This is a genomic window from Paenibacillus chartarius, assembly GCF_042432825.1.
Lineage (GTDB): Bacteria > Bacillota > Bacilli > Paenibacillales > NBRC-103111 > Gordoniibacillus > Gordoniibacillus chartarius.
Genome location: NZ_JBHLWN010000098.1, coordinates 65,178 through 90,310 on the forward strand (window position 1 = coordinate 65,178; position 25,133 = coordinate 90,310).

24 protein-coding genes are annotated in these 25,133 nt (G+C 56.5%); 10 read left to right on the forward strand and 14 right to left on the reverse strand.

Annotation, left to right across the window (positions count from 1 at the left end; translation table 11 throughout):
• Window positions 1–20: 20 nt before the first annotated feature.
• Entirely contained in the window at window positions 21–608 is a 588-nt protein-coding gene (locus ACFFK0_RS24265) for a DJ-1/PfpI family protein (RefSeq protein ID WP_377472960.1), read from the forward strand.
• A 1-nt stretch (window position 609) separates the two neighbouring features.
• On the opposite strand, the gene ACFFK0_RS24270 is transcribed toward ACFFK0_RS24265, so the two are convergent.
• A complete protein-coding gene (locus ACFFK0_RS24270) occupies window positions 610–1,479 on the reverse strand; it encodes an MBL fold metallo-hydrolase (protein ID WP_377472961.1) in 870 nt (289 codons plus the stop codon).
• A 180-nt stretch (window positions 1,480–1,659) separates the two neighbouring features.
• Here ACFFK0_RS24270 and ACFFK0_RS24275 point away from each other — a divergent pair, with 180 nt between their 5' ends.
• Complete coding sequence (locus ACFFK0_RS24275; protein ID WP_377472962.1) at window positions 1,660–2,424, forward strand: exodeoxyribonuclease III; 765 nt, start codon at window positions 1,660–1,662, stop codon at window positions 2,422–2,424.
• A gap of 95 nt (window positions 2,425–2,519) precedes the next feature.
• Here ACFFK0_RS24275 and ACFFK0_RS24280 read toward each other — a convergent pair whose 3' ends face one another.
• Window positions 2,520–3,980 carry a methyl-accepting chemotaxis protein gene (locus tag ACFFK0_RS24280; RefSeq protein WP_377473021.1) on the reverse strand — a complete coding sequence of 487 codons (1,461 nt, stop codon included), beginning with the start codon at window positions 3,978–3,980 and terminating at the stop codon, window positions 2,520–2,522.
• Between the two features lie 253 nt (window positions 3,981–4,233).
• On the opposite strand from ACFFK0_RS24280, the gene ACFFK0_RS24285 reads away from it, so the two are divergent.
• On the forward strand, window positions 4,234–6,009 hold the full coding sequence (locus ACFFK0_RS24285) for a methyl-accepting chemotaxis protein (RefSeq protein WP_377472963.1): 1,776 nt from the start codon (window positions 4,234–4,236) through the stop codon (window positions 6,007–6,009).
• A gap of 64 nt (window positions 6,010–6,073) precedes the next feature.
• Here ACFFK0_RS24285 and ACFFK0_RS24290 read toward each other — a convergent pair whose 3' ends face one another.
• Entirely contained in the window at window positions 6,074–6,841 is a 768-nt protein-coding gene (locus ACFFK0_RS24290; RefSeq protein ID WP_377472964.1) for a MerR family transcriptional regulator, read from the reverse strand.
• Between the two features lie 190 nt (window positions 6,842–7,031).
• Here ACFFK0_RS24290 and ACFFK0_RS24295 point away from each other — a divergent pair, with 190 nt between their 5' ends.
• The 3 genes from ACFFK0_RS24295 (at window position 7,032) to ACFFK0_RS24305 (ending at window position 9,436) form a co-directional block, all read left to right on the forward strand.
• Window positions 7,032–7,916, forward strand: coding sequence for a pentapeptide repeat-containing protein (locus tag ACFFK0_RS24295; RefSeq protein ID WP_377472965.1), 885 nt, complete (start codon window positions 7,032–7,034; stop codon window positions 7,914–7,916).
• A gap of 138 nt (window positions 7,917–8,054) precedes the next feature.
• Window positions 8,055–8,609 carry a PadR family transcriptional regulator gene (locus tag ACFFK0_RS24300; RefSeq protein WP_377472966.1) on the forward strand — a complete coding sequence of 185 codons (555 nt, stop codon included), beginning with the start codon at window positions 8,055–8,057 and terminating at the stop codon, window positions 8,607–8,609.
• Window positions 8,606–9,436 carry a CPBP family glutamic-type intramembrane protease gene (locus ACFFK0_RS24305; RefSeq protein ID WP_377472967.1) on the forward strand — a complete coding sequence of 277 codons (831 nt, stop codon included), beginning with the start codon at window positions 8,606–8,608 and terminating at the stop codon, window positions 9,434–9,436. Before ACFFK0_RS24300 ends, ACFFK0_RS24305 begins: the two co-directional genes overlap by 4 nt.
• Window positions 9,437–9,478: 42 nt before the next feature.
• Here ACFFK0_RS24305 and ACFFK0_RS24310 read toward each other — a convergent pair whose 3' ends face one another.
• On the reverse strand, window positions 9,479–10,021 hold the full coding sequence (locus tag ACFFK0_RS24310) for a DUF1697 domain-containing protein (protein ID WP_377472968.1): 543 nt from the start codon (window positions 10,019–10,021) through the stop codon (window positions 9,479–9,481).
• Window positions 10,022–10,031: 10 nt separating this feature from the next.
• Window positions 10,032–10,457, reverse strand: a complete 426-nt coding sequence (locus tag ACFFK0_RS24315; RefSeq protein WP_377472969.1) for a DUF6157 family protein — start codon at window positions 10,455–10,457, stop codon at window positions 10,032–10,034.
• A gap of 187 nt (window positions 10,458–10,644) precedes the next feature.
• Between ACFFK0_RS24315 and ACFFK0_RS24320 the strand changes: the two genes are divergently transcribed.
• Window positions 10,645–12,399 (forward strand): copper amine oxidase N-terminal domain-containing protein, encoded by a 1,755-nt coding sequence (locus ACFFK0_RS24320; RefSeq protein ID WP_377472970.1) that lies wholly within the window; start codon window positions 10,645–10,647, stop codon window positions 12,397–12,399.
• A gap of 149 nt (window positions 12,400–12,548) precedes the next feature.
• Window positions 12,549–12,866: a putative quinol monooxygenase gene (locus ACFFK0_RS24325; protein WP_377472971.1), complete on the forward strand. Its 318-nt coding sequence runs from the start codon at window positions 12,549–12,551 to the stop codon at window positions 12,864–12,866.
• A 77-nt stretch (window positions 12,867–12,943) separates the two neighbouring features.
• Here the strand turns inward: ACFFK0_RS24325 and ACFFK0_RS24330 are convergent, their stop codons facing one another.
• Window positions 12,944–13,303 carry a hypothetical protein gene (locus ACFFK0_RS24330; protein ID WP_377472973.1) on the reverse strand — a complete coding sequence of 120 codons (360 nt, stop codon included), beginning with the start codon at window positions 13,301–13,303 and terminating at the stop codon, window positions 12,944–12,946.
• Window positions 13,304–13,483: 180 nt separating this feature from the next.
• On the opposite strand from ACFFK0_RS24330, the gene ACFFK0_RS24335 reads away from it, so the two are divergent.
• Window positions 13,484–14,035, forward strand: coding sequence for a PadR family transcriptional regulator (locus ACFFK0_RS24335; RefSeq protein ID WP_377472974.1), 552 nt, complete (start codon window positions 13,484–13,486; stop codon window positions 14,033–14,035).
• Between the two features lie 204 nt (window positions 14,036–14,239).
• Here ACFFK0_RS24335 and ACFFK0_RS24340 read toward each other — a convergent pair whose 3' ends face one another.
• From ACFFK0_RS24340 to ACFFK0_RS24365, 6 genes are all read right to left on the reverse strand, one after another.
• Complete coding sequence (locus tag ACFFK0_RS24340; protein WP_377472975.1) at window positions 14,240–15,619, reverse strand: MATE family efflux transporter; 1,380 nt, start codon at window positions 15,617–15,619, stop codon at window positions 14,240–14,242.
• Window positions 15,612–16,310 (reverse strand): hypothetical protein, encoded by a 699-nt coding sequence (locus tag ACFFK0_RS24345; protein WP_377472976.1) that lies wholly within the window; start codon window positions 16,308–16,310, stop codon window positions 15,612–15,614. Before ACFFK0_RS24345 ends, ACFFK0_RS24340 begins: the two co-directional genes overlap by 8 nt.
• A 7-nt stretch (window positions 16,311–16,317) precedes the next feature.
• Window positions 16,318–17,301, reverse strand: a complete 984-nt coding sequence (locus tag ACFFK0_RS24350; RefSeq protein ID WP_377472977.1) for a sugar phosphate isomerase/epimerase family protein — start codon at window positions 17,299–17,301, stop codon at window positions 16,318–16,320.
• Between the two features lie 95 nt (window positions 17,302–17,396).
• Window positions 17,397–19,076, reverse strand: a complete 1,680-nt coding sequence (locus ACFFK0_RS24355; protein ID WP_377472978.1) for a type 2 periplasmic-binding domain-containing protein — start codon at window positions 19,074–19,076, stop codon at window positions 17,397–17,399.
• A gap of 74 nt (window positions 19,077–19,150) precedes the next feature.
• Window positions 19,151–20,020, reverse strand: coding sequence for a carbohydrate ABC transporter permease (locus tag ACFFK0_RS24360; protein WP_377472979.1), 870 nt, complete (start codon window positions 20,018–20,020; stop codon window positions 19,151–19,153).
• 34 nt (window positions 20,021–20,054) lie between these two features.
• Window positions 20,055–21,029, reverse strand: coding sequence for an ABC transporter permease (locus ACFFK0_RS24365; protein ID WP_377472980.1), 975 nt, complete (start codon window positions 21,027–21,029; stop codon window positions 20,055–20,057).
• 241 nt (window positions 21,030–21,270) lie between these two features.
• Here ACFFK0_RS24365 and ACFFK0_RS24370 point away from each other — a divergent pair, with 241 nt between their 5' ends.
• On the forward strand, window positions 21,271–21,618 hold the full coding sequence (locus ACFFK0_RS24370) for a VOC family protein (RefSeq protein ID WP_377472981.1): 348 nt from the start codon (window positions 21,271–21,273) through the stop codon (window positions 21,616–21,618).
• Window positions 21,619–21,744: 126 nt separating this feature from the next.
• Here the strand turns inward: ACFFK0_RS24370 and ACFFK0_RS24375 are convergent, their stop codons facing one another.
• Window positions 21,745–23,298 (reverse strand): response regulator, encoded by a 1,554-nt coding sequence (locus ACFFK0_RS24375; protein WP_377472982.1) that lies wholly within the window; start codon window positions 23,296–23,298, stop codon window positions 21,745–21,747.
• A complete protein-coding gene (locus tag ACFFK0_RS24380) occupies window positions 23,285–25,102 on the reverse strand; it encodes a sensor histidine kinase (RefSeq protein ID WP_377472983.1) in 1,818 nt (605 codons plus the stop codon). The genes ACFFK0_RS24375 and ACFFK0_RS24380 overlap by 14 nt, the downstream gene beginning before the upstream one ends.
• Window positions 25,103–25,133: the final 31 nt, after the last annotated feature.

A 25,133-nucleotide genomic window follows, 5' to 3' on the forward strand; every position in this document is an offset into this window, starting at 1 on the left:
CGGAAGGCGGGGATGGAAGAATGAAAATGGCTTTCGTATTGTTTGACGGATTGACGACGCTGGATGTTGTCGGTTTCTATGATGCGGTGACGCGGCTCCGGGTGATTGACCCGGATACGAACGTTTCGTGGGATTTTTGCGCATTGACCGAATGGGTTACGGACGACCGCGGCCTGACGATGAAGGCAAACCGGATCCAGCCCAACCTGGGCGAATACGACCTCGTGTTTGTGCCCGGAGGCTTCGCGACCAGACAATTGCGCTTTGATGACCGCTTCATCGGCTGGTTACGAACCGCAGAGAACGCGCCGCTGCTCGTGTCGGTTTGCACGGGAGCTCTGCTTCTCGGCGCATGCGGCTTTCTTGCCGGTAAAACGGCGACAACGAACCCTTCCGCATACGACCTGCTGCTTCCCTACTGCCGCGTGCTAGCCAAAAAACGGATCGTAAAAGATGGCGCCGTCATCACAGCGGGCGGGGTTGCCGCTTCGATCGATCTGGGATTGGCTGTAGCGGAGCACCTTACGGATACCGACACCGCGCTCAAAGTCCAGACCCTGATGGATTACCCTTATTACCGGCCGGGTCTTATGTTTACGGCGGTATAAGTCATATCGGCTTGTTCCCAAGCCCGTATCCGCTGACGAAATAATCGATCGTCTCCTGCTCGTACTCGTTCAGCTCTCTCGACAGCTCTTGCGCGTATGCGGCGGCGATCCGACTCCGGTCCCCCCCGAATTGCTCGGTACAGCCGGCAATCGCCCGCAGCAGCGCAGCCTCCTGCCGATACTCCTCCTTCGACGTTAGTCCGCCGTGCGACCATATATACACCTCTGCATCGAACGCATCCAGCCGGTCCAGCAGCTCGACAGTTCCGCGCGGCGTATAGTTTCGCTGCGGCGCGTGAATGTCGGGGCATAAGCAGTCGGCAAGGAATAATAGCTTCTCCTCAGGAATGTAGACGACGCTGGAATCCGCGGCATGATCGCCGCCGACATGCTGCAGCACGCACGTTACGCCGCCAAGATCCACCTCAAGCCGGTCCGTAAACGTCATGCGCGTTTCCACGAGGGCGATTTCCCGCTCTTGCCCGAATTCCTTCCTGATCGCATCGATCGAGTGCTGCGTCACCGTCCAGGACCGGGCCCGTTCCTCGAGAGCCTCGTCCGACCAGGACAGCCCAATTTGTCCGGCTATCTTCTCGCGCGTATGTGCAGATGAGACCGAAAGAACACCTTCCAGTGCCGATAAGCCAAAAATGTGATCCCAGTGCGCATGCGTCAGCACGACCATATCCGGCTCCGCAACGTTCTGTCCGGCAAGCGCCTTCAAGAATTCGCGGGCATGCGCCGGCGAATTGCCTGCATCGATCATCAGCGTCCGCTCTGTGCCGACCACCATCCCAAGGATGGGGCGGTCGGTTTCCCCCACCGGGGTGTAGTACCAGAAACGGTCGCTTATTTTCATGAGATGGTGCATCCAGTTTCCTCCACGTTCCCGCCAAGCCGTAATCAATCATGGAAGCCTGGCGATCCTCTTGCTATAATAGCACCATCTAAACCTTGTATATAGAGTAGGATTATAGAGATGCCGGCCGCCGCCGCACGCCGGGCGAGCCCATCGCAGGCGGCAGCCTTCGAGTCAAAGGAGACTATCGGAATGAAGCTGATTTCATGGAATGTGAACGGTATCCGGGCATGTGTAAACAAAGGCATGCTCGACTACTTCAAAGAGCAGGACCCGGACGTATTCTGCGTTCAGGAGACGAAGCTGCAAGCTGGACAGCTGGATCTCGAGCTCGGCGACGACTATGTTCAATATTGGAACTACGCGGAGAAGAAAGGATACTCCGGCACCGCCGTGTTCACGAAGCGGAAGCCGCTTACGGTGCGCTACGGTCTGGAAGAGAACAGCGAGCCGGAAGGCCGGGTACTGACGCTTGAGTTCGAGGATTTTTATCTCGTGAATGTGTATACGCCGAACGCCAAACGTGACTTATCCCGGCTGCCGTACCGGCTGGAATGGGAGGATCGGTTCCTGGCTTATTTGCATCAGCTGGACGCCGGGAAGCCGGTCGTCGTCTGCGGCGACCTGAATGTGGCTCATGAGGAGATCGACCTGAAGAATGCCAAATCAAACCGCGGCAATTCCGGGTTCACCGACGAGGAGCGGGCGAAAATGACGCGTCTGCTCGAATCCGGCTTCGTCGACACGTTCCGTCATCTGTGTCCGGACCGGACTGACGCCTATACGTGGTGGTCGCAAATGCCGAAGGTTCGGGAGCGGAATGTCGGGTGGCGGATCGACTACTTCCTCATGTCCTCCCGCATGACGCCGAAGCTGGTCGATTCGCGGATTGACGCGGAAGTGCTCGGCAGCGATCATTGTCCGGTTGTGCTGCTGCTGGAGGACGCTGCGGAATAACGCGGTGCGCAGCGGTACGCTGTGCCGCCCCTATACACATATAAAGACGAGGTTACCCTCAACGGGAGGCCTCGTCTTTCATTACGCCTGAATCTTTATGCCGTTCGGGCGGACGTCAGCTTCGTCAGCTCCGTCACCAGCTCATCCAGCTGTCCGATGCTCGATACGATATCGCGGACCTGATGGTTCTGCACGTCCATGCTGGCGAGAATTTGCTGCACGGAGGCGCTGAGCTGCTCGGTCACTCCGGAGATCGACGTCACTTCGTCGACAATTTGCACGGAGGCGTCGCGGACCGATTGGGTTCTGCCCTGCATGTCCGCCGCTTGATCGACAACCTTCTTCGTATTTTCCTGAATCTGCTCAAACAGCTCCTTCGCGCGGAACACCGATTGCTTGCTCTCGCCGATTGCGCCTTTTCCCTGCCCGATCTGCTGCGTTAAGGTTCCGGTCGTTTGGCGGATATCCTGAATAATCGTCGAGATGTTCTCGGCGGACTGACGCGAATTCTCCGCCAGCTTGCGCACCTCGCTCGATACGACGGCGAAGCCCCGTCCATGCTCGCCCGCTCGGGACGCTTCGATGGCCGCATTCAGCGCCAGCAGATTCGTCTGATTGGCCATGTCCGTAATTTCCGCCAGCATTGCGGCAATCGTCTCGCTCTGTTCGTTCAGCCGATCCATCGACAGCGTAATTGCCTCCATCACATGGTCAACGTGCTCCATGCGCTGCGTCAGATCCCGTACCTGCACGCTGCCCTGCTCCGTATACGACGCCGTATGCTCCGATAGGGAGCGCATGTCCTGGGAGCTTCGAGCAACCACTTGTATGCCGTCATTCGAATGGTGCAGCGACTCGTTGATGTCCGCAACGCTGGCAGCCTGCTGCTCTACACCTCTGGCCGCTTCGGAGAACGAGGTGCTGACCTCCTGGGTGATGTCGCCGGTTTTGCGGACGTTTTCCTTCAAATGATGGCTGAACGCCTGCAGCGTCTGAACGGCCTCGCTGATTTGCCGGAGCATGTCTTCCGTAGCGATGCGCGACCGCTCCGCCTCCGCTGTCCGCTCCTCCGAACGGAGGAACAGCTTGACGTTCAACTGCGTCACCAGCGTAAACAGCCCGTAGACCATCAGCAGCAAAAAGTTGGAAACGAGAATATCCGCTCCCGGGTCCGGTGCAGAGTACGTAACCCCTTTCACTGCAATGAAATAATTGACAGCCGCCAAGGATACAATGCCCTGCAGAAGAATAAGGCGGACGCTCGGATATACCATCAGCGTCGCTCCCCCAAGGGCGAACGTCAACAAGCTGCTGCCGCCGCCCTCCCCCGCGCTGGTTGCGACCGTGGCCATATTCATGACTAACAGAAAATACGGCAGCACCCGAATCATCATCTTCCGCCAATGAAGGATCCCGAACACTGCACAAAACCCGAAAATAATGAAGAGCGTTACAAGCGAGCTGTGCTGTGAGATGATCAGAAATCCGCTGATTAACGTGATTGCTGCGAAAATGATGAATACGATCCGGTTGCGTTCATGGATGACTTGCTCCATTCTTGTCACGGCAATGGCTCCTTTGCTCGATAGATGATTGTATGATTCTTGGCAGTACGCTTACACTCCTCCATAGATCGATATATAGAACATATTTTACAGCGCTTACACAATCCATGTTAGAATCAGTTCCTTCATTATTCGACAATCTTAATAATTCCCCAATAGTACTCTAACATCCGGATAATACTCGACTGGTACATTGGAACTATATCGCGCCAATATTTTCAATCCTATTGAAAGGATGTTCCGCTTGACTACTATTCGTACGGTTCTCCTGACGCTATGGAAGAAAGTTCGCTCCGTTCGCCTTACCCTCGGCAAGAAGCTCTTCTCCGGCTTCCTCATCGTGATCATTCTGACCAGCGCCGTCGGTGCGATCGGTATCAACAACATGCAGCAGATGCAAAATAAAACGACCGAGATCAGCGGGCAATGGCTGCCAGGCGTTGAGTCGATCAACAACATCAGCTTTTTGGCGGAACGCGCTCACTCCCTTCATATCCTCCAGCTCCAAGTCGCCGACCCTTCAGCCAAACAAAGTGCCGCCACACAGGCTCTTGCAGCGGTCAATAACGTGGATGAGCAGCTCAAGGTTTACTCCGCCATGATCCGGGACGAGCAGGAGCAGCGCAACTATGACGCTTTCAAAGCGCAATGGGACAAATACAAGAGCTTCCAGCCGGCGTTCGCCGCTTTGTCGGCGGATGTCGACCTGCTCAAAGGCTCCGGCGCCAAGAGTGCCGAGGTTACGAAGCTGCTTACCGAGTCCGAGAAAGTATTTAACGGACTTCACACCTATCTGGACGCCCTGGTCAAAATCAAGCATGAAGGCGCCGTACAAGCGTCCGCCGACAGCGCCGCCATCTTCGTTTCGGTGCGCTCGCTGATGCTGTACGGCCTGCTGGCTTCCGCTGCAGCGGGGCTGCTGCTGTCTCTGTTCATTACGCGGAGCATTGCGCGGCCGGTCCGCATCGTACGGCGTGCACTGCTGGAAATTGCGACCGGCCGTCTCCATGAAACCGACATCGTCGTCAAGAGCAACGACGAAATCGGGGAGCTCGTCAGCTCCCTCAACCGGATGAAGGCCAATTTACGGCAAATGCTGAGCGGCATCCAGCAAGCAGCGGCAACCGTCACCGCCTCATCCGACGCCCTGTTCGCCTCCTCCGCGGAAACTTCCCAGGCTTCCTATCAAGTGGCCGAGGAGATGCAGAAGCTGGCTGCCGGAGCCGACACCCAGGTTCGCATCTCTTCGGAAACGAACGAGGCCATGGAGCAAATGTCGAGCGGCGTACAGCGAATTGCGGAAACGTCCTCCGACGTGTCCGAAGTATCGCAAATCGCCTACCGCGAGGCACGGCAAGGGGAGGTCTCCCTGCTTACGCTGGCAGACCATATGACCGACATGTCGGGCGTTGTGCAGCGCACCGATGATACGATCCGCAAACTGGAGGCCGAATCGCAGGAAATTGAGCAGATCGTTCAATTCATTCGCGAGATTGCTTCCCAAACGAGTCTTCTCTCGCTGAACGCCTCGATCGAGGCGGCGCGTGCCGGAGAGCTCGGCCGCGGCTTTGCCGTCGTCGCCGGCGAGGTCAAGAAGCTGTCGGAGCAGTCGGCGGAAGCATCGGAACGAATCGCAACGCGGATTGCCAAGATGAAGAAAAATACGTTGTCCGCGGTAACCTCCATGGATGAATGCCTCCTGGGCGTCATGCGGAACAAGGAAGTCGTCCAGGCGGCCCGCGAATCGTTCCAGCGGATCGTTGCATCTGTAGAACAAGTCTCCGACAAAATTCAAGAAGTCGCTGCGGCCGCACAGCAGATGGCTGCAGGAACGGAGGAAATCGCCGCCTCCGCAGCCGACAACAGCTCGGTCGCCCGCAGCTCCGCGCTGTATGCGCAGAATGCGGCCGAAACCGCCCAGCAGCAGCTGCTATCTATCGAACAAATCGCTGCGGCGGCAGCTACGTTGAAAGATACCGCGCATCAGCTGGCGGAGGAAGCGAAGAAGTTCGATCTATAAACCCCGGTTAGACGCAAGAGAGCCGCAGCCCCTGTCGGGACTGCGGCTCTTTCCGCTGGACCTGCTAGTTTTCGTTCATGCCCGTGAAGATGAGAATGGCGTCTCTGAGCAGCTCAGCCGTTCCCGGCCTTTCGGCATCGTAGTAAGCCCGGAAGCGCTCATCGTCTACATACATTTGGGCGAGCCCCGCATGAGCTTCTTTGTTGTATTGATCCCAGTACATAGTCAGCCACTGCTTATGCAGAGCCGCCGCACGCTGGGCCGGCTCGCCCGCCGCATCGCCGCTCTCCATGGCCTCCGCCAAAGCTGCGGTAATGCCGCCAGCGAGGCGGGCCGCTGCCGCATGCTGCTCCTCCGTCATGTTCATCAGCTTTTGATTGGACTTGTCTACTTGGTCGTCCCCATATTTTTGACGGACTTCTTCACCGTATTTGGCCTCATTCTCTTCAATTAGCCGCTTCTTGAAGCCTTCGAATTTTTCCTTATCGGACATAGTTATTCTCCCTTCGGCCGCTGCGATCGTCTTCTCCACGTTGGAGATGAGCGCATCCAGCTGTTTTCTTCGGTCGAGGAGCTGCTCGCGGTGCTCTCGAAGCGCGGCGGCGGCATCGAAGCCCGGGGACGTGACGATCTCCTTGATTTGCTCCAGGCTAAGACCCAGCTCGCGGTAAAACAAAATTTGCTGCAGCCGGTCCACCTCCGCCTGGCCGTAGATCCGGTAACCCGACGAGCTCGTTCTGGCCGGCTTCAGAATGCCGATCTCGTCGTAATACCGCAGCGTCCTCGTGCTTACTCCCGCGATGTGGCCGAGCTTCTGTACGGTGTATTCCATATGCTTACCCTCCCGACGTCTTAACGGTACACCTTTACGTAACGTCAAAGTCAACGGATATTTTTTGAGACGGAAGCTGTATTTGCAGTCACTATAATCCAAGCCGATCTTGACTCCCCCTTCGCATCCATACTACGATGGAAGGACTGCAATCCAACCAGCCTTACGCTGCAAAAAGGAGGCAACCGCTTTGCCGCAAGATTCCCAACGCACAGACTCGGCTCCCGACATAACTCAAAGCCCGCTGCATTTACATAGCGATTGCGAGAACTGCTTCGGCCTGTGCTGCGTCTCTCTAGCATTCGCCGCTTCCATAGACTTTGCGATTGACAAAGCCGCAGGCACCCCCTGCCGCAATCTTCAGGACGATTATCGCTGCGGAATTCACGGCAAGCTCCGGCAGCAAGGCTTCCGGGGCTGTACCGTGTTCGAATGCTTTGGCGCCGGCCAGCACGTTTCGCAGGTCACGTTCGGCGGCCGCGACTGGAGGCAAGCCCCGGAGACGGCCAAGCCTATGTTCGAGGTGTTCCCGGTCATGCGGCAGCTCCACGAGCTGCTCTGGTATTTGGCCTCCGCACTCACTCTACAAACAACACAGCCGCTCCATCACGCACTGCATCAGCTTTTCCATGAAACCGAGCGCTGCGTCCATCTCCCTGCCGACGCCCTCATGGAGCTTGACGTTGCCGCACATCGCGCCAAAGTAAGCGACCTGCTCTTCGAGACCAGCGAGCTCGTCCGCAGCGAGGCCCGCAAGCAAGACAGGAATCCGCCGCGCAGCCGGAAAGCATACGGCAGAGGCGCGGATCTCGTCGGCGCCAAGCTGCGGGGAGCCGATCTGCGGTACGCGAATTTGAGAGGCGCATATCTCATTGCCGCAGACTTAAGAGAAGCTAACCTGCGGTTCGCCGACCTGATCGGGGCGGACCTGCGGGACACGGACCTTAGAGGTGCCGATCTCACCAACTGTCTCTTCCTCACCCAAGCGCAATTGAACGCTGCCCAAGGGGACGCACACACCAAGCTGCCGCCGGCCTTCGTCCGCCCTGCGCACTGGTCCGCCGCGAACAAGTAATGCCTGTAGCAACCACGCCCTTCGCCGGTGTGGTTATTTTTTTACCCGTTGACACCATTCAATTAAGGGATTATGCTCAACATATGCCAATGTATCTACTAGACATGTCTATTAGCAATAAAGGATGTGCAATTCCATATGCAGGATAAAATCATTCTAGGGCTGCTGCTGGACGGCGATAAATCATCGTATGATTTGCAGAAAAGCATGGAGTCGAGCACCGGTTTTTTCTACAATTCCAGCCAAGGCAGCATTCAGCCGGCTCTGAAGAAGCTCATTCAGAACGGGCATGCACAGACCGTGACGGAGCATCGGGGAGCCAGAGCCAAGAAGGTGTATTCCATCACCGCGGAAGGGCGGAAGGAATTCCTGCGTTGGGCGGCCGAGCCGATCCAGTTAGACAAACCGCGGGACCCCGCACTCGTCAAAATGTTTTTCTTCAACTACGTCGAAGGCCCCAGAAAGCTCGAGCTCGTTGAAGCGTACATGCGTGAAATCGAGTCGTTCATCGCGAGCCTGAACATGGTTCAGCGGAAGAACCGGGAGCATCTGGAGCAAAACCCGGGGCTGCTGCACGATCCGAAGGTGAAGAGCAGACTGGATACGCTTGAATTCGGAGCCGATTATTATGCTTTCCTGCAGGAATGGTACGGGAAGTACCTTCAGAAGATCAAGGAGGAGCTGATCACATGAACGTGAAGAGGAGCAAGACGCGGCGGAACGTGATCTTATTTTCGCTCGTTGTGCTGAGCTGCGGCTGGATCGGCCGTCTGGTCGATATGCAGGTCGGAACGGATGCGAACGGCAGCCTCGGACAGCTGATCTGGATCGTATCTCCGCTTCTCTGCATGGTGATTTTGCGCAGCGGGATGGGAGACGGGTGGCACGACTTCGGCATGAAACCGCGCTTCAAGGGAAATTCAGTTCCGTATTGGATCAGTCTCCTGTTTTTCCCCTTAATGGCCGTACTGATTGTCGGGATCGGCTTGGGACTCGGCTGGACGGATCTGCTCCAGTCGCCGGCCGCCTTTGCTGCGGCTTTCGGCATGGCGGTTGTGCCAAGCTTCGTGAAAAATATATTCGAGGAGTTTGCCTGGAGAGGCTACCTGGCTCCCAAGCTGTTCATGCTCGGGTATCCTCGCCTTCTCGTTCATATCACGGTTGGGCTGATTTGGGGAGCTTGGCATTTTCCATATTTGTTTGTATTCGTGGACACTGCGGAGAGCATGATCACCTACATTCCCCGCTTGATGATCGGCATGATCGCCATGGCGGTTCTGTACGGAGAGGTTCGATTCATCAGCGGAAGCGTGTGGCCGGCCGTCATCATGCACACGATGGGGAATGCTTTTATCGATACGCTGATTTTGCAGAAATTCATTGCCGTCCATGAAGAAGCAAGCTATGCGGCCATGCCGAGCCCGGAAGGAATTCTCGCCATTGCGGTGACGGGGCTTGCCGGTCTATGGATGTGGAAGAAAGCGGGGCCGGGCAAGACGTCGAGTTCTCTTCAACTTTGAACGGCAGCATGCCGCCGCCCCGTGCCTCAGCCCTCTACCGGATTACGCCTTCATTCTCTGCGCCAGCTCGTGAAGCTTGTTCATCGTGTTCATATTGCGCGTCGTAATTTGCTTGCCCAGCTTCTGCACATTGCTTGCCAGCCTGGACTCCAGAATGCTCCGACGGTATAGAAAATATATTTCGAGGCTGCACACCGTAAACTCGTCCGTCTCGCCGATTCGGTCCGCCAGCTTATCGAGCTGCTGCCCGGAAGCCGGTTCGGACAAGAGGCCGACGTGCACATTTTTGCCGTTCTCGTCCATCTCCCCAAGATAAGGGCATTCCTTCACGATCCGCTCCAGCTCCTCCGCCGTTCTCAGCATCACTTTGGAAGACACCCCTTGAAGCTTCAGCACTTCCGCTTCGATGCGCTCGCTGAGCGCTGCCGCCGGTTCCTCCGACTCGAACAGAGCGTTACCGCTGTTAATGTATGTTTGCACCTGGCGGAGCCCCATAAGCTCCAGCGTCTTCTTCAGCTCCGCCATCTTGATCATATTCTTGCCGCCGACGTTAATCCCCCGCCAGAACGCCGCATAGATCGCCATCGATACTCTCCTACCCCTTCCTGCTGTTTCGCATCGCTGCCAGCACCTTCACTTCCGGAGCCCCGCCGGCGTAATGCTGGTACTCGGCCGATTCCTTCGCAACCAGAGCGATTCTGCCTTTCTCGTCAAAATGCAGCCCCCACCCGTATTTCTTCGGCAGCATCGACGCCCGCAGACACGGCTGAGGCTTCAAGTAGAACGCCTCCCGCAGCTCCGCATCTTTGGCCGCGGCCTCCTCTTCGGGAATTTGCTTGTGCCTGATGTAGGTTTGATACAAAACTTCCTCCTGCGTATAGGTGTACGGATGATTCGCAAGCAGCTCATATTCGATGCCCGGCTTCGTCGGACCGCTCTTGCGCCCGGGCGGCACGATGCCGAACTCCGCCGGACAGTCCGCGGCGACGGTGATAAAGGTATTGTAATAGTTCCATTCCATCGTTCCTCGGCGACCCCCTCGTGTGGAATATATAGCCTTATTATAATCGAAACCATCCCGCCGTATTGTAAAAACACGACAATGGACACGGATCAACGTGCTCCATCCGGAAGGAACGGCTCGATCCGTGTCGAATAAAGAAGACATCGCATCAGGCATGGCAAACAATGACAACCGGAGGATTCGCATGATCAAATCTATCATCAAGAGCTTCATGGTAACGGTAGGCATAGCTGCGCTGCTGCTCCCCCTGCTTCCGGGCGCCGCCCCGGCTGCGGCTGCTGCGGACGACTGTCAATCCGAAATTGCGCAAGCAAGAAAGCCGCGGCCCAGCGGCGCTTACGGTCAAGACGGCACGTATACGAAATTCGACTATTCGAATATGCCCGATCCGAAAGAGACGATCTTCGTCTGTGTCAACAATCAATTTCTCGTGACGGATGTACAGGTGCAGGTGGAGAACGGCTTCTCGCTTATTCCGATGAGAGCGCTGCTGGAAGCGCTGCAAGCGGACGTTGCCTGGGACGGCGACACCCGCACCGTGACGGCCAAGCTGCACGATCAGACGATTCGGCTCCAGGTCGACAACGCGAATGCCACGGTGAACGGACGCACCGTACCGCTGGACGTGCCCGCCCGCATGAAGGACGGCCGCGTACTCGTTCCGACCCGCTTCGTATCGGAACAGCTGGGGAGTGCCGTCGTATGGCAGCCGGGCGATAAGGCGATCATGGTGTACAAGCCAGTTCCAAGTGAAGTAACCGTGCAAGCGATACAAACGGAGACCTCGCGTACGGACGATTATCAATATGGCAACTACTTTAGTATTGCACATCGCTACTTCCTGAACACGATGAACGGCATCGTTCTCATTGAAGATATCGGGGATCAGGGCTTGCGGGTCCAGGAATTCACGTCGGCCTTCGAGAAAACCGGCGAGCGAACCGTTCCGAAGCGCCTGCCGCAGTTCGGCGGCGTTCATTACGGAGAAGACGGATATTTCTACGTCGTAACCGGCCAGTCCAACATGGAGGAGGACAAAGACAAGGCTGTCTATTCCATCGTCAAATATGACGGCTCCTGGAACGAAGCCGGCCGCATCGACATCGCCGACGTGTACGTGTCCGAGCCGTTCGATGCGGGCAACCTGACGATGGACAGCCATGGCGGCAAGCTCGCCGTATATTCGACGCGGCAGCGTTATCTTACCCCGGATGACGGCAAGCGCCACCAATCGAATATTACGTTCCTGGTCGATATGAAGCAAATGACCATTCTGTACAAAGGCGGGCAATGGCCGCTAAATCACGTAAGCCACTCGTTCGCCGCCTACGTCCGATTCGATGGCGACCGGATCGTCTATGCCGATCACGGCGACGCTTATCCTCGTTCGATCGTCGTGCAGACGGAAGAGAACGGCCGCATCGCCTCCGAGCTGGACATCCTCAAATTCCCGGGAGCAATCGGCGACAATTACACCGGAGCTCACCTGGGCGGCTTGGAGGTTGCCGCGGACAACTATCTCGTTGCAGGCTCCAGCGTCTCCCTCACGGAGCAATATGGTACAAACAAGACGAACAACGTGTATCTCGGCGTCATCCCGAAGCAGGCAAAGGATGGCAAAGACGTGAAAGTGCTTTGGCTGACCCATCATGCCGCCGCATCTGGAATCAACATTTCGGAAACTCACCTGGTCAAAATCAATGACGACAAATTCGTCCTCCTCTGGAACGAGAAGCAGGGCAAACCGTCCAATCTGTTCTACGCCGTCATCGACGGCTCCGGCAAGCTGCAGCGGCAGCCGGCCCAGCTTCGGGACGTGCCTTCACCGGGCCATATCGCTCCGCTCGTCAGCGGCAGCGATGTAATCTGGTACCAGAATACAAGCTGGAGCACGAATGATCCGGATATGACCATGATCTACAAGCTTCACATCGACTAATCGATTACAGGGCAGCCCTTCCGAGTCCATACGGCCGACGGAGAGCTGCCCTTTTTTCTGCGGAGAGGTGTCGCGTTTTTACTATAAATACGATACACAAATGTCTATACTAGTAGATAATTACCAACCACGATGCGGAGGCGACCCACATGAGCCAATTCGGCATGCACGTGAAATTTACAGCGAAATCCGGTCAGCGGGATGCTTTGGTTGCCATTTTGCTGGAGGGTCAGGCCGCGATGGAATCCATCCATGAATGTGAGCTTTATATCGTCAGCGTCTCGGATACCGATCCCGACGCCATCTGGGTCACCGAGGTTTGGAGCGATGCGGAAGCGCATGCAGCCTCCCTCGCCCTGGACGAAACGAAGGCGGCGATTCAACGCGCCATGCCGCTGATTGCCCATATTGATGCTGTGAAAATGAAGCCGGCAGGCGGCAAAGGACTGCGGCCCGCTGCCATTTAGCCGGGACAAGGAGAAGGCGGCAGCCCGCAGCCGGACTGCCGCTGACTCAAGCCCCGCTCAGCGCTATACCTTATATGCTAAACGAGCAGCTTCTCTTCTTGTTCGTCCCACATCTTAAACAAGGATTGCAAACCAGCCCCCGTGTAAGCACCGACTACCCTCACATTCCGATGCACCAGCTGCACTCCCACCATCACTTCGACAAACTCATCTTCTACCCGCAATCGGGCCACTGTCTCCTTGTCTCCCGTAATCAGAACGAAGCCGTTGAGATCGCTGCCATGCGGTTCAAGAACGACGACCTCAAAACGATCAATCTTCCCTTCCTGCTGCAATCGTACACAGTATTGCATTGCATGTTGGAGCGTGGCCTGCGCCGCCTTCTCGCGTCCCGGAATGATTTCTCCCCAACCTACTATCAATGAACCTTTCGTCATAATTGCTCTCCCTCTCGAATTTATAGGTTAAATTTAACTTATAACAAAACTAACACATCAATTTCGTTGTGTCAATTACAACATAGGTTAAATTTAACCTTTATTTTTCATGCTGATCTTGATAAAATAACATTCAGCTATATGTTAAAAATAACCTAATACATGGAGGGGGTCTGCCCGATGAGTTCTTTTCGCTACGCCATGCTTACATTATTGGCGCGAGAACCGCTAAGCGGATACGATATTAAGCAGCAAATGAACAGTCGGATGGGGCCGTTCTGGAAAGCTGGCAGCAATCAGATCTATCCCGAATTGGCGAAGATGGAGGAAGCGGGGCTCGTGGCACTCCACGAAATCGAACATAATGAGTATCGTCCCGCTCGAAAAGTATATCGAATCACAGAAAGCGGGAAGGAAGAACTGATTCGGTGGACAATGGAGCCTACTGAGCCGGAGACCATCAAGGATGAGTTCCTTTTGAAGGCTTACAATTCCTGGCTTATTGATTTTGAAAAAATGATTCCCCGATTAGAGGAGAAAAAGAAGGAGCATGAGGGGAAATTGGCTATATATGTGGACAAGGTAAACGAGCTTAACCGGATCGTCGATCCGTCCAATCCGCGGGATCCTATTGCCTCCAGCATATCCGTCGTGGAATTTGGGATTGAGTATGAAAAACTGTATATCCAGTGGTGTGATCATTTCATTGAAAAGCTAAAAAACAACGGCTAAAGAGCAGGGGCCCCCAAGAAGTGGTCAAAGAATACCGGAAACAGCCGATTGTCCAAGCAGCCATATCCGTATTCTCCCGGCCCGATCTTTCACGTAGTTACAACGAAAGAGACTGCCGCCCTCAAGCAGCATTCATCCGCTTTCGGGGACAGCCTCTTTTCTGCTAAAATGCTGCCGACAGGCGGCAAAGACTGCGGACCCCCTTCATTTAGCCGGTACGGACGGCCCCGCCCGCGTCACGAGGGTCATAGACTGCCATCTGCGGCTTCTCCAGCGGATCAGCAGGGATAGCCCTCGGAGCCACTCGTCGAGCGAGGTCGCCAGCCATATGCCGGCAAGACCCAGCCCCCACTCCACGCCGAGCAGATAGCCTGCCGGGAGACTGATTCCGGCCATAGAGATCAGTCCGGCCCATACGGTAATCGGGGCATCGCCTACGGAACGGAGCGCGCCGACGATATTCATGCTGACCGCTTTCCCCGTTTCCAAGAGCAGGTTCAGCATCAGCAGCTGTGTTCCCCATTCGATAATCTGCCGGTCGGCGGAGAAGATCGACATCAGCTCTCTTCCGAACATGACGGCAGCCAGATTGAGCAGCGTCACCCAGCCGAGGCTCCAGCCGAGGCTTCGCCAGACTTGACCATATGCGCGGTCATACTCGCCCCCTCCGACCATTCGCCCGACCAGAATCGAGCTTGCCGAGCTGAAGGCGCCCGTAAACAGGGTCAGAAACATCGTAATATTCATGACATACTGCCGCGCTGCGACCGCTCCTGTCCCCATTAAGGAAATCCATGAAAGAAACATTGTCTGCACGAGATGGTAGGTGAGCGTTTCGATGGCGGCCGGGATGCCGATACGCAGCAGCGCCCGGATATCTTCCCGGCGCACGGCAAGCAAGCCCTTCCACTCGATTCGTACCGGCGTCAGCCGAACCAGCATGACCGCCAGTCCAATCATGGCCATCCAGCGGCTGGCAACGGTAGCTATCGCCGCCCCCGTCACCCCCATGGCCGGAATAGTCCCGAGCCCGTAGATCAGCAGCCCGTTGCCGATCACATGAAGCACATTCATACCCACAGAGGCAAGCAGCGCCTCATTGGCGTAGCCGTATGTGCGAAGAATACCCGTCGCCCCGTTCACCGCCGCTTGCAGGAACAGGAAGCCGCCAACGACCGCCAAGTAGACCTCGGCTGCAGGAAGCACGTCCGCGTCCACATGCAGCAGTCGAAGCAGCGGAATCCGGAACGCCCACAGGCCGATGCTCAGAACGACGCCGACCAGCAGATTGATCGCCAAAGAAAGGGCGGCTACCCTGGCTGCGTCCTGCCACATCCGTGCGCCCAAATATTGGGCCAGCAGCACCTGCGTACCTACGGTTACGACGCGCAGCACCAGCAGGGACAGCGTAACGAACTGATTCGCATATCCGACGGCGGCGACCGCCTGATCGGACACGAAGCTGAGCATCAGCGTATCGCTGTTGCCCATGAGCAGCAGCAGAAACATCTCGAGCCACATCGCTCCGGCGAGGCCCCTAAAGCTGAGCGGCTTGCCTTGCTCGTTCGATCGCAGGTCAGACATAGAGCGGTCCGGTATAGCCGATCTCGGCTAAGCAGGCGGCGAGCCGTTCGGGAATTTGTCCGAGCAGCTCCGGCCACTCGACGAACATGTCCGAAGCCAGCGGGTGCCTTCTGAAACGCATGGATGGAACGAAGGCGAGGGAACGGAGGTGTTCCTCCACCCGCCGGTCAATCTCGGGGCTGCTTCGGATCCGGTCCGACAGCATCCGATTTACGGTCAGACCGTCCTTGCCTGCATCAACCGTGCAGCATTCCACAAGGTTCGGCACGAGCGCGAAATAATCAACTTTCGGCATGAAGGCGTGCTTGCCCGGCTGCGCATACAGCCGGATATGCGTCTCGTCCTCCAGGTTGCTCCTGTCAGGAAGCAGCGTCCGCAAATATTTGCCGTGGAAGCTGGACTCGCCGTCGATCACCCGCCCCCCGCCGTCGATGTACACCCATACATGCTCAAGCTCGTAAAGATGCTGAATATCGTAATCCCAATAGATGGCATATTCGATAATCGTTATGCCTTGATGTCCGGAAGGATGCCGGAACTCCCGGTTGAACGAAGGAGAACGGTCCCCCGGCCGGAGCGCCGTCACCCCGATTTGTACCGGTACGAAAGGCTCGGCCTCGTCCAAGTAAAGCACAGGCGCATACTTGGCCGCCAGCTCCCGGTCAAACGCATTGCTGTCCTGAATCCACATTTGCCCATCATCCTCTATCCGTTGATTCGGTGCCGTCACTGATGCGGCGGAAGCGCTGTTCCAGCTTGGCGGCGATAGCCGTATGGCTCCGTTCGATGTCCTCCGCCGTACACTTGTCCTTAAGCTCGTACACTCTCACGGCGGCCCGCCCGATCGCTTCCAGGTACGGATCGAAGGCGTCCTCCCTGCCGCTATGGACGTATGGACACCAATGGTCCGACAAATCCAGCGTCTCATGAATGTGTACGCCGTAGAGGTAGGGCAGCAGCTCGCGGAGCTCCTCGCCGTTGCTGTACAGCCCCATGCGCTCCATCATCATCGCATGGCCGATATCGTACCAGAGCCGGACCGGACCGCCCCGCAGCCCTTCGCAGATCAGCTTCGCTTCCTGCAGAGTCGGGATTTGATAGCAGCGGGACCTCGTCTCGATGCCGATCATCACGTTCCAGCCCTTGCGGGCGGCGACCTCGCTGACCTGCTCCAGGCTGTCCCGAATACGCCCGGCGTAGACCGGGGACAGCCGTTCGCGGCGCTCCAGCATCGCCTCCCACAGCGAGCGGTATGCCGGCGAATCCTTGCCCTGCTCGCGGTACAGCAGCTTCAGCTGCGCGTCGATATTCGATTCGAACGGCACCTCGCCGGGATGAACGACCACAGCCTCGGCTCCATACCGATGCGCGTATTCCATCGTCCGCAGCAGCAGCTGAACCGCCTTTTGCCGTTTCTCAGCGTCGTCGAATCCGAGCATAACGGAATCCGTATCGTAATCCCGGTCCTCCACATAAGGAAACACGTTGTGGACACTGGATATCCCGATGCGCCCGGCCTCGATCATCGGCTCAATCTCGGCGAGCATATCCGCGGTCACGTTGTAATTGAGCTCCACCCGGCGAAATCCGAGACCGCCGATCTCCTCGATCATGGCGGCACCGGACGTATGCCGCTTAATGTTCCAGCATGTCGAGAAGGAATAACTCCCCTTGTCTATCATCTAGCCCCGCTCCTTTCCTCATCAAGCCGATAAGGAAAGAGGCCGCCTCCAAAGCAACGCACGCTCCGGAACCTGCCCCTTGCCTACCGTGCCATTTATTTGACCTGCTTCTGTTCCTTCACGATCTCCCATACATCCTTGATCAGGAAGGCCGTGTCTTTATTTTTGGCGTACCAGGTATTGATATCCTCTTCCAGCTTCTTGCCGCCGGCCTGCTCCCAAGCCGCCTGGGCGTCCTTCACCGCCTGCTCCGGCGTATATTTGTCGCCGCTCAGCATTGCCTTCACGTACAAGTCGGTGATTTGCTTGTGCAGCGTCGTATGGATCACGTTCAGGTCACCGGCAAACGTCGGCATATATTGGGTAAGAGCGATGCCCGCATACTGCTTGCCCGGATTCATATACGTGTCCTGTGCTTTCTTATACATCTCAAGAGCGGCCTTCTGCTCGGGCTTCGACGCATCGAACTTGTTGACGAGGAAGTCGCACTTGTCGACTCTGCTCAGGAAAATCTCATAATCCCCCGCGTAGCCTACTTCGTTCTTCACCTTCTGCGGATCGAGCGGCATCGGGCAGCCGTTCGCATCCTTCTTCCAATGGACGCCCTCATCGCCGTTCACAATCTTCGAGCCGGTTTCCGGCTTCATCATGAAATTGATATATTGCGCGGCCGCCACCGGGTCTTTCGCTTTAGCGTTGAATGCCGTCATCATCTGAATCGGGTTATCGATCGCCCCTGTATAGTCGCCAAGCGGCGACTTCGGATACGGCAGCACATCGACCTCGGCGCCGGGCACATTTTTCTTCAAAGTCGCCACGTCGTTAACCGGGAAATCATACCAGCTCGTGCTCCCGTTCATGTAGATGCCGAGCTTGCCGTTCAGGAAATCCTGCTTCGCCTTCGCGCCGTCCTTGTCGTTCAAGAAATCCTTGTCGATGATGCCCCCTGCATAAAGCGCCTTCTTGAAGGTCAGCGCCGCCAGGTCGTTCTCCCACAAAATGCCGATTTTGCCGTCCTTCAAGCCCCAGGACAGCTGACTGTCCGACATCTGCGCTCCGAACATTTCGTTCACGCCGTACTGGGAATACGTCGAGAGGTTCAAGCCGTACGTATCCTTCTTGCCGTTGCCGTCCGGGTCTTGCTCGGCGAACGCCTGCGCTACCTTCAGAAGCTCTTCCGTTGTAGTCGGCATCGTCAAGTTCAGCTTCTTGAGCCAGTCGGTGCGGATGAAGAACGCGTGCGCCGGCGTCGCTTCCTTCATTTTGCCGATGTAGTACAGCTTCCCGTCGGACATCGTACCCGCCTTCTTCAGCTGCGGATACCGATCCAATATCTTCTGGTATTCCGGCATATGCTTCAAATAATCGTCGAGCGGCAGCAGCTGCTTCTGGTTGTACAGGTTGTCGCGGAACGGCGTGTTGTACTCGTGAATAATATCGGGCGCAGACCCGGAAGCGAACAAGATGTTGAGCTTCTTCGTCGAATCGCTGCGCAGAATCGGCACATACTTCACCTGAACCGGACCGTTCTGGTTGATCCATCGGGTCCAGCGATTGTCCTCATAGGATCCCTCCGATGCCGGGACCCCTCCACGGTCGTACATCGTGACCGTTATTTCCGGGCGCTTCGCCGGGGCAGCCGCTTCCTGCTTCGGCGTCTGCGCCGCAGGAGATCCCGCCGCCGACTGTTCGCCTCCGCAGCCTGCCAGCATAACGGTCGCAGCCATGACCGCCGCTGTCCCCGCCGTTCCCTTCTTCCAGTTGGTGCTCTTCATTCCCTTCGTTCCTCCTCAGTATATTGTCTATGATCAGCCGCTTCTAACGGCGGTGATTTCCCGGGCGGGAATGCTTACCCTTTGATCGAGCCCAACATGATGCCTTTGACAAAATACCTCTGCAGCAGCGGATACGCAGCCAGCATCGGCAAAGTGAGCACGATGACGCCCGCCGCCTTCACCATTTCGCCCATGAGCTCCTGCTGCTGCCTGTCCTCCATGGCCGTCAGCATCAGTTCGCTCTTTTGCTGCATCGCTTGCACGACAACGGTCAAATTTTGCAGCTCGGACTTGTTGATGTACATCAGCACGTTCATGAACGAGTTCCAGTACTGAACGCCGTAAAACAAGGCGATCGTCGCCAGCATCGGACCTGACAGCGGCAGCGCGACACGCAGAAGATACGCGATGTCCCCGCAGCCGTCCAAGTGCGCCGCCTCCTCCAGCTCGTGCGGCAGCTGCTCGAAGTAGCTTTTCATCAGCAGCAGGTTGTAGGTGCTGACCAGGCCGGGCAGCCACAGAGCCCAGTATGTATCGATCAGCGATAGACCCTTGACCACCATGTAGGTGGGGATCATGCCGCCCGAGAACAGCATGGTGAACACCATGCCCATCACAAGCGGCCTCCTGCCCGCCAGAAAGGAGCGCGACAGCGGATAAGCCCCTGCGATCGTGCCGAGCATGCTGAGCGCTACGCCACCCAGGGTAATGACCAGGCTGTTGCTAAAAGCGGTGAGAGCCTGCGTGTCCGTGAAGAAAAAGCGATAGGCGTTCGTCTGAAATCCGACCGGCCACAGCCAGACGTGGCCCGAGTCGACCGCCGCTTTCTCGCTGAGCGATACGGCGGCGATATGGACGAACGGCAGCAGGCAGCTTAAGGCGATCAGGATTAAGAATATGTAGTTGAAAGCGTAAAAGCAGCGGTCTCCCCACGACGGTTTCATGCCATACCTTCTTTACGTCAATAATTCGCGAAATTTAGAACAATGCGTGATTGTAAGCTTTGGCGATTCGGTTTGCCGCCAGCACCAGGATGAAGCCGACGACGGATTCGAACAGTCCCATCGCCGTACTTAAGCTGAACTGCGCTTGCTGCAGACCGAGCTTATACATGTACGTGCTGATGACCTCGGAGACGTCGGCGACGGCGGAATTTTGCAGGTTGTAGATATGATCGAAGCCGACCTCCATCACCTTGCCGATCGTCAAGATCAGCATCAGGACAATCGTGTGGCGGATCCCGGGCAGCGTGACATGCCAGATTTGCCGCCACTTGGAGGCTCCGTCCAAGGAGGCCGACTCATAAAGCGCAGGGTCGATCGCCGTGAGGGCAGCCAAATAGATGACGGCGCCGAACCCCATCTCCTTCCACACTCCCGCCCCGACAAAAATCGCCGTCCACGAGCCGGGCTCGTACAGGAACGTAACCGGCTGAAGCGATAACAGCTGGAGCACCCGGTTGACCGTCCCGTAGTCGGTAGCAAACAGCGTCAGCACGACACCGGATACGATGACCCAGGAGAAAAAATGCGGAAGATAGACCAGCGTCTGCACCCACTTCTTCACCCAAGCTTGTCTCACCTCGTTCAAGAGTACGGCCAGAGCGATCGGCAGCGGGAATCCGAACGCCAGATTCAGAACGGACAGCCACAGCGTATTCCAGATCATCGAGGCTGTGTTCGGCGTCGAGAACAGGAGCTCGAAGTTCTTCCACCCGACCCATGGGCTGCGAAGGATACCGTCGGCAAAATTATAGCTCTTGAACGCAATCACCAAGCCGCCCATCGGCACATATTTGAAGACGATATAATAGACGACGACCGGCAGCAGCATCGCATAGAGCGGTATACTGCGGCGCATTCTGCGCGCCAGCCCGCTTCGCCTGCGTTGGACGGCCGGGGCTGGAGCGAGGTCGGGGGCTCCCGGATTGCGTTGCATCAATGCGTCTTTCATAGGCGTCCGCCCCCGCAGCGGTTCGCGGCATTCATTCGTGTTGGTTTCATATTTGACCTCCTGCGAAATTCATTATAAACATCCGCAGAAGAACAACCCTTAAAAAAATATAGACAAATCTATAAATTGATTGGGTCTATATGAATTTCAAGTAAACGTTCGTGATTGATGATTTTGCCCTGTGCAGGAAATTTCTAACATTCGGCGAATTCAACATACAAACCGTTTGGGGAGGAAGGTTATGAGCCCTATTTCCAATAAGATCGGCGGAGTTTTTATTCCGGTCAGTAACATCGAACAGGCACGCGACTGGTATTGCAGCCTTCTCGGCTTGCCGGCGGACGGCGACATTCTCTTCGGTCATATTTACGTTCTCCCGATGGATGGCCCCGATATTGTGCTGGACAGCCAAATCTTCGCCCCGGACCGTGTCTATCAAGTCCCCGCATTCCAGTTCCGTACGGACGACATTCATCAAGCCTACGAGTATATGCAGACCAAGAATGTGCAGCTAACAACCGGGATCGAGAACGGACATTGGTTTACCTTTAAAGATCCTGACGGCAATCTGCTCATGGTATGCAAGTAAGGGCAATATATTCAAAACGAAACCACTCCGGGCACGGAGTGGTTTCTTCGTTCCGGCCGCTGAGCTGCAGCCGGACTTTACAGACTCTTCAACTGTTCGATGATCTCCCCTGGTTCCGAGTCAACCCTATCTTCCGAAAGCGCTGCGCCACTCTTTCGGCGACTGCCGGTAAAACTGCCTGAACGCATTGGTAAAATAGTTGGGCTCGTTATAACCGACAGTAATTGCGATCTCCGAAATTTTCATGTCGGTATGCCGGAGCAGCTCCGCCGCCTTCTCCATCCGCAGCCGCGTCAAGCAGCGGGTGAAGCTCTCGCCCGTCTCTTTCTTAAACCACACGCTGAAATAGCTTGGGTTCAGGCGCACATGGGCCGCCGCGTCGGCCAGCCGACAATCTCCCATGTATCTCTCTCCGATGTACGCCAGCGCTTTATCCAGCAAGCTTCCGCTGTGGGCCGCTTCTCTCCAGCTCCGATAATCGTGCAGAAACCGTTCGGTCCGGTCCTTCACCCAGCGAATCGTCGCCGACTCTCCTTGAGCCGGGGGCAGCAGAGCGCTTGGGTCCGTCACGGTCTGCCCGGCCCCTTGGATTCCGAGCTGACGCCGAACGCTCTGCAATGCCGCACAGACGGCAGCCGCATAAGCGCTCCGCTCCCGCGGCTTCATACCGGCAATGGGCACCGTCAAATCCTCGAGAAAATGACGGAGCCGGTCCATCTGTCCGAGCGACAAAATTCCCGATATCCGGACCTCCAAATCCCGTACCCGTTCCGGGTCTATAACAGCATCTGCAGGTACGTGCGCTTCCTGCCCCGCCTTCTTGTGTCCTGCCTCCTCCAGCTCCGCCATTTTGTTCATCCGGGTATAGATACCGGCCATATGCTTCGCCTGTGGGGCGGACCCCATCCGCATCAGCCGGAAGCTGATGTCCGGAAACGGGTCCAAGCTGCAGCGGATCGCCTCGGATACGCTCGCTTCATCCAACTCGGCCTCCGCCGCTACCAACAGCCGGCTGTGCTCTACCGCAACCAGAAGCGAGGCAGGGTCCGCTTGATAAAGCCGCTGTTCCAGATTGCCGAATACGGCTGCATGCCGAGCTTCGATGTCCTGCTGCCCTGCTATCAGATTCGGGTCCGCCTCCCAGCCCAGGCGGAGGAGCCACAGCTCTTTCCCGCATAGCGCCTCGTCCAGCACGGCCGTCATTTCTTGCTCGCAGGGAAGGTTCAAGAGAACACAGCGGAGCGCTTGCGCCTGCTCCCGCCGCAGCCTCAGCATGTCGTTACGGCGCTGCTCCGCTTGCTCCCGGAACCAGCTCGACGCCTTGGCCAGCACCTTGCGGACGTCCTCCTCCGTACACGGCTTCACCAGGTAATCCAGCGCTCCCATCTTGACGGCGGATTGTGCATAGTCGAAGCTCCTGTAAGCCGTCAGGAAAATGAAGAGCATGTCCGGATACCGCTGCCGCAGCTCGGCGATAAAATCGATCCCGTTCATCTTCGGCATCCGAATGTCGGTGAGCACCAGATCGGGCTGCAAACAATCGAGCATGTCCAGCGCTTCCGAACCGTTCGCCGCTTCGCCGGCTACGTGCCAGCCATGCTGCCCATCCTCGATCAGCTTCACCAGACCTCTGCGGAAATTCGGCTGATCCTCCACGATCAATATTTTACCGTTCTGCATCTCCCGCACCTCCACTACGATGTTCCCCATATGGCAAACGGAGCCGTATCACCGTACCGCTGCCGGGTGCAGCATCGATGTAAAGTCCGTAAGGCGGGCCATAAACGAGCTCAATCCGCCTGCGAACGCTGCGAATGCCCAGACTTTCGCGGTTGTCCGCCCTGAGCGGATAAGGGTTTCCTATCGGCCCCTGCAAGCGGGAGACGAGCTCCCTATCCATACCGGCTCCGTTATCCGCCACCTCCATCGCCAGCTCCTCCCCTGTCCGGCGCACGCCGATGAACAGCCTCTTATCCGACGTCATGTCGCGAAAAGCATGCATAAACACGTTCTCCACGAGGGGCTGCAGCAGAAACCTTGGAATTGCCCCGTTCAGGGCATCCTCATCCGCTTCGATGCGGGTCTCGAGATCGGTTTCGAACAGCTCGGCCTGCAGCTTCAAGTAGTGGCGAATGTGCTCGAGCTCCTCCCGCACGGTCGTCAGCGTTCGCACCGGCATCAGCGTATAGTTCATGGTCTCCGCAACGGACTTGATGAGTGCCGATGTCTCTTTCTGCCCCTGCAGGAACAGCTTCCAATAGATTTCGTTGAACAAATTGTGCAAATAATGCGGATTGAGCTGTGCCTGAATCGCCCGCAGCTCCGCCTCCCGCTCGCTCAGCTGCGTCATATACACTTCTTTAATCAGCCGCTCCACCTGCTCCGTCATCGCGTTGAAGCTTTCCCCGATATACGCCAGCTCGTCCTTGGTGCGCACTTCGATGCGGGTGTCGAAGGCGCCGTTGCGCACCTTGTGCAGCCCCTTCACGAGCCGCTTCAGCGGCCTCAGCAGCTTGCCGGTGAACAGCACGACCAGGACGCTGCTGACCAGCATGCTGAGCAGGCCCGCATACAAAATTTGCTCGGAAATATTTCGATTCTTCTGGCGGACCTCCTCAAGCGATGTGCCGCTAAGAAGGGCGAACGCATACTTCGCCGAAAAGCTCTGCGCATATAATCTGTCATTGACGAAGGTCAGTCTTCCTATTCCGGAGCTGCGCTCTTGGTATGCCTGCGGTTCCGTCCCTATCGGCTTATTGCTGTAAATCAGCTCCCGAGCGGAATTATACAAAAACACCTCGTCGGCTTCTTCCTTCATCAGCCCTTTGAACAAGCCCGAAAAAAACGATTCGTCGATCGTGATCACGAGCATTCCGTAAGTTTGCAGAAGGCTGTTCTTCATCCAGCGCGAGACGACGATGGATTGCCTGTAGCCGCCCGGCTCCAGCGAGCTCGGCAGCGGCAGGCTCATCCAGGCCAAATCCCCCGACGTGTTGTCGATTTTGGCGCGGATCGTGCGGTAGATGCCGGCGTCGAGCGTATTGATCACGGTAGTGTTAAAGCTGAAGTAAGAAGGATTGCCGTTCATGTCGTACAAATACAAGCCCGTGATATAGGGGGCATCCAGCTTGATTTGGAAAATTTGCTCGTCGATCTGCTTCTTGTCGTCATACAGACCGTACGGATCGGAGGCTGGCGCCCGTGCTTCGATGTTCTTGATTTTATTTTCGATCAACGGGTTGAATACGATCGCTTGGGAAATCCGGTACACCTCCTGCACATTCAGCTCGAACTTGGCCATCACGTCTTCGTTCGTACGCAAGTACTGCTTGCCGATCTCATCCCGGAGCAGCTGCATGCTGCTTTGGTGAGTCAGATAACCCGTCACGACGGAAGAGAGCAAAATGATAACCGACAAGCTGAGAATCAGCTTGATCTTGAAGCTGCGATTGATGCCGAGAACTAGTCTTGCCACGTACTGCATCCCATTCCTCCCGCTTCCGCTATCTAAAATC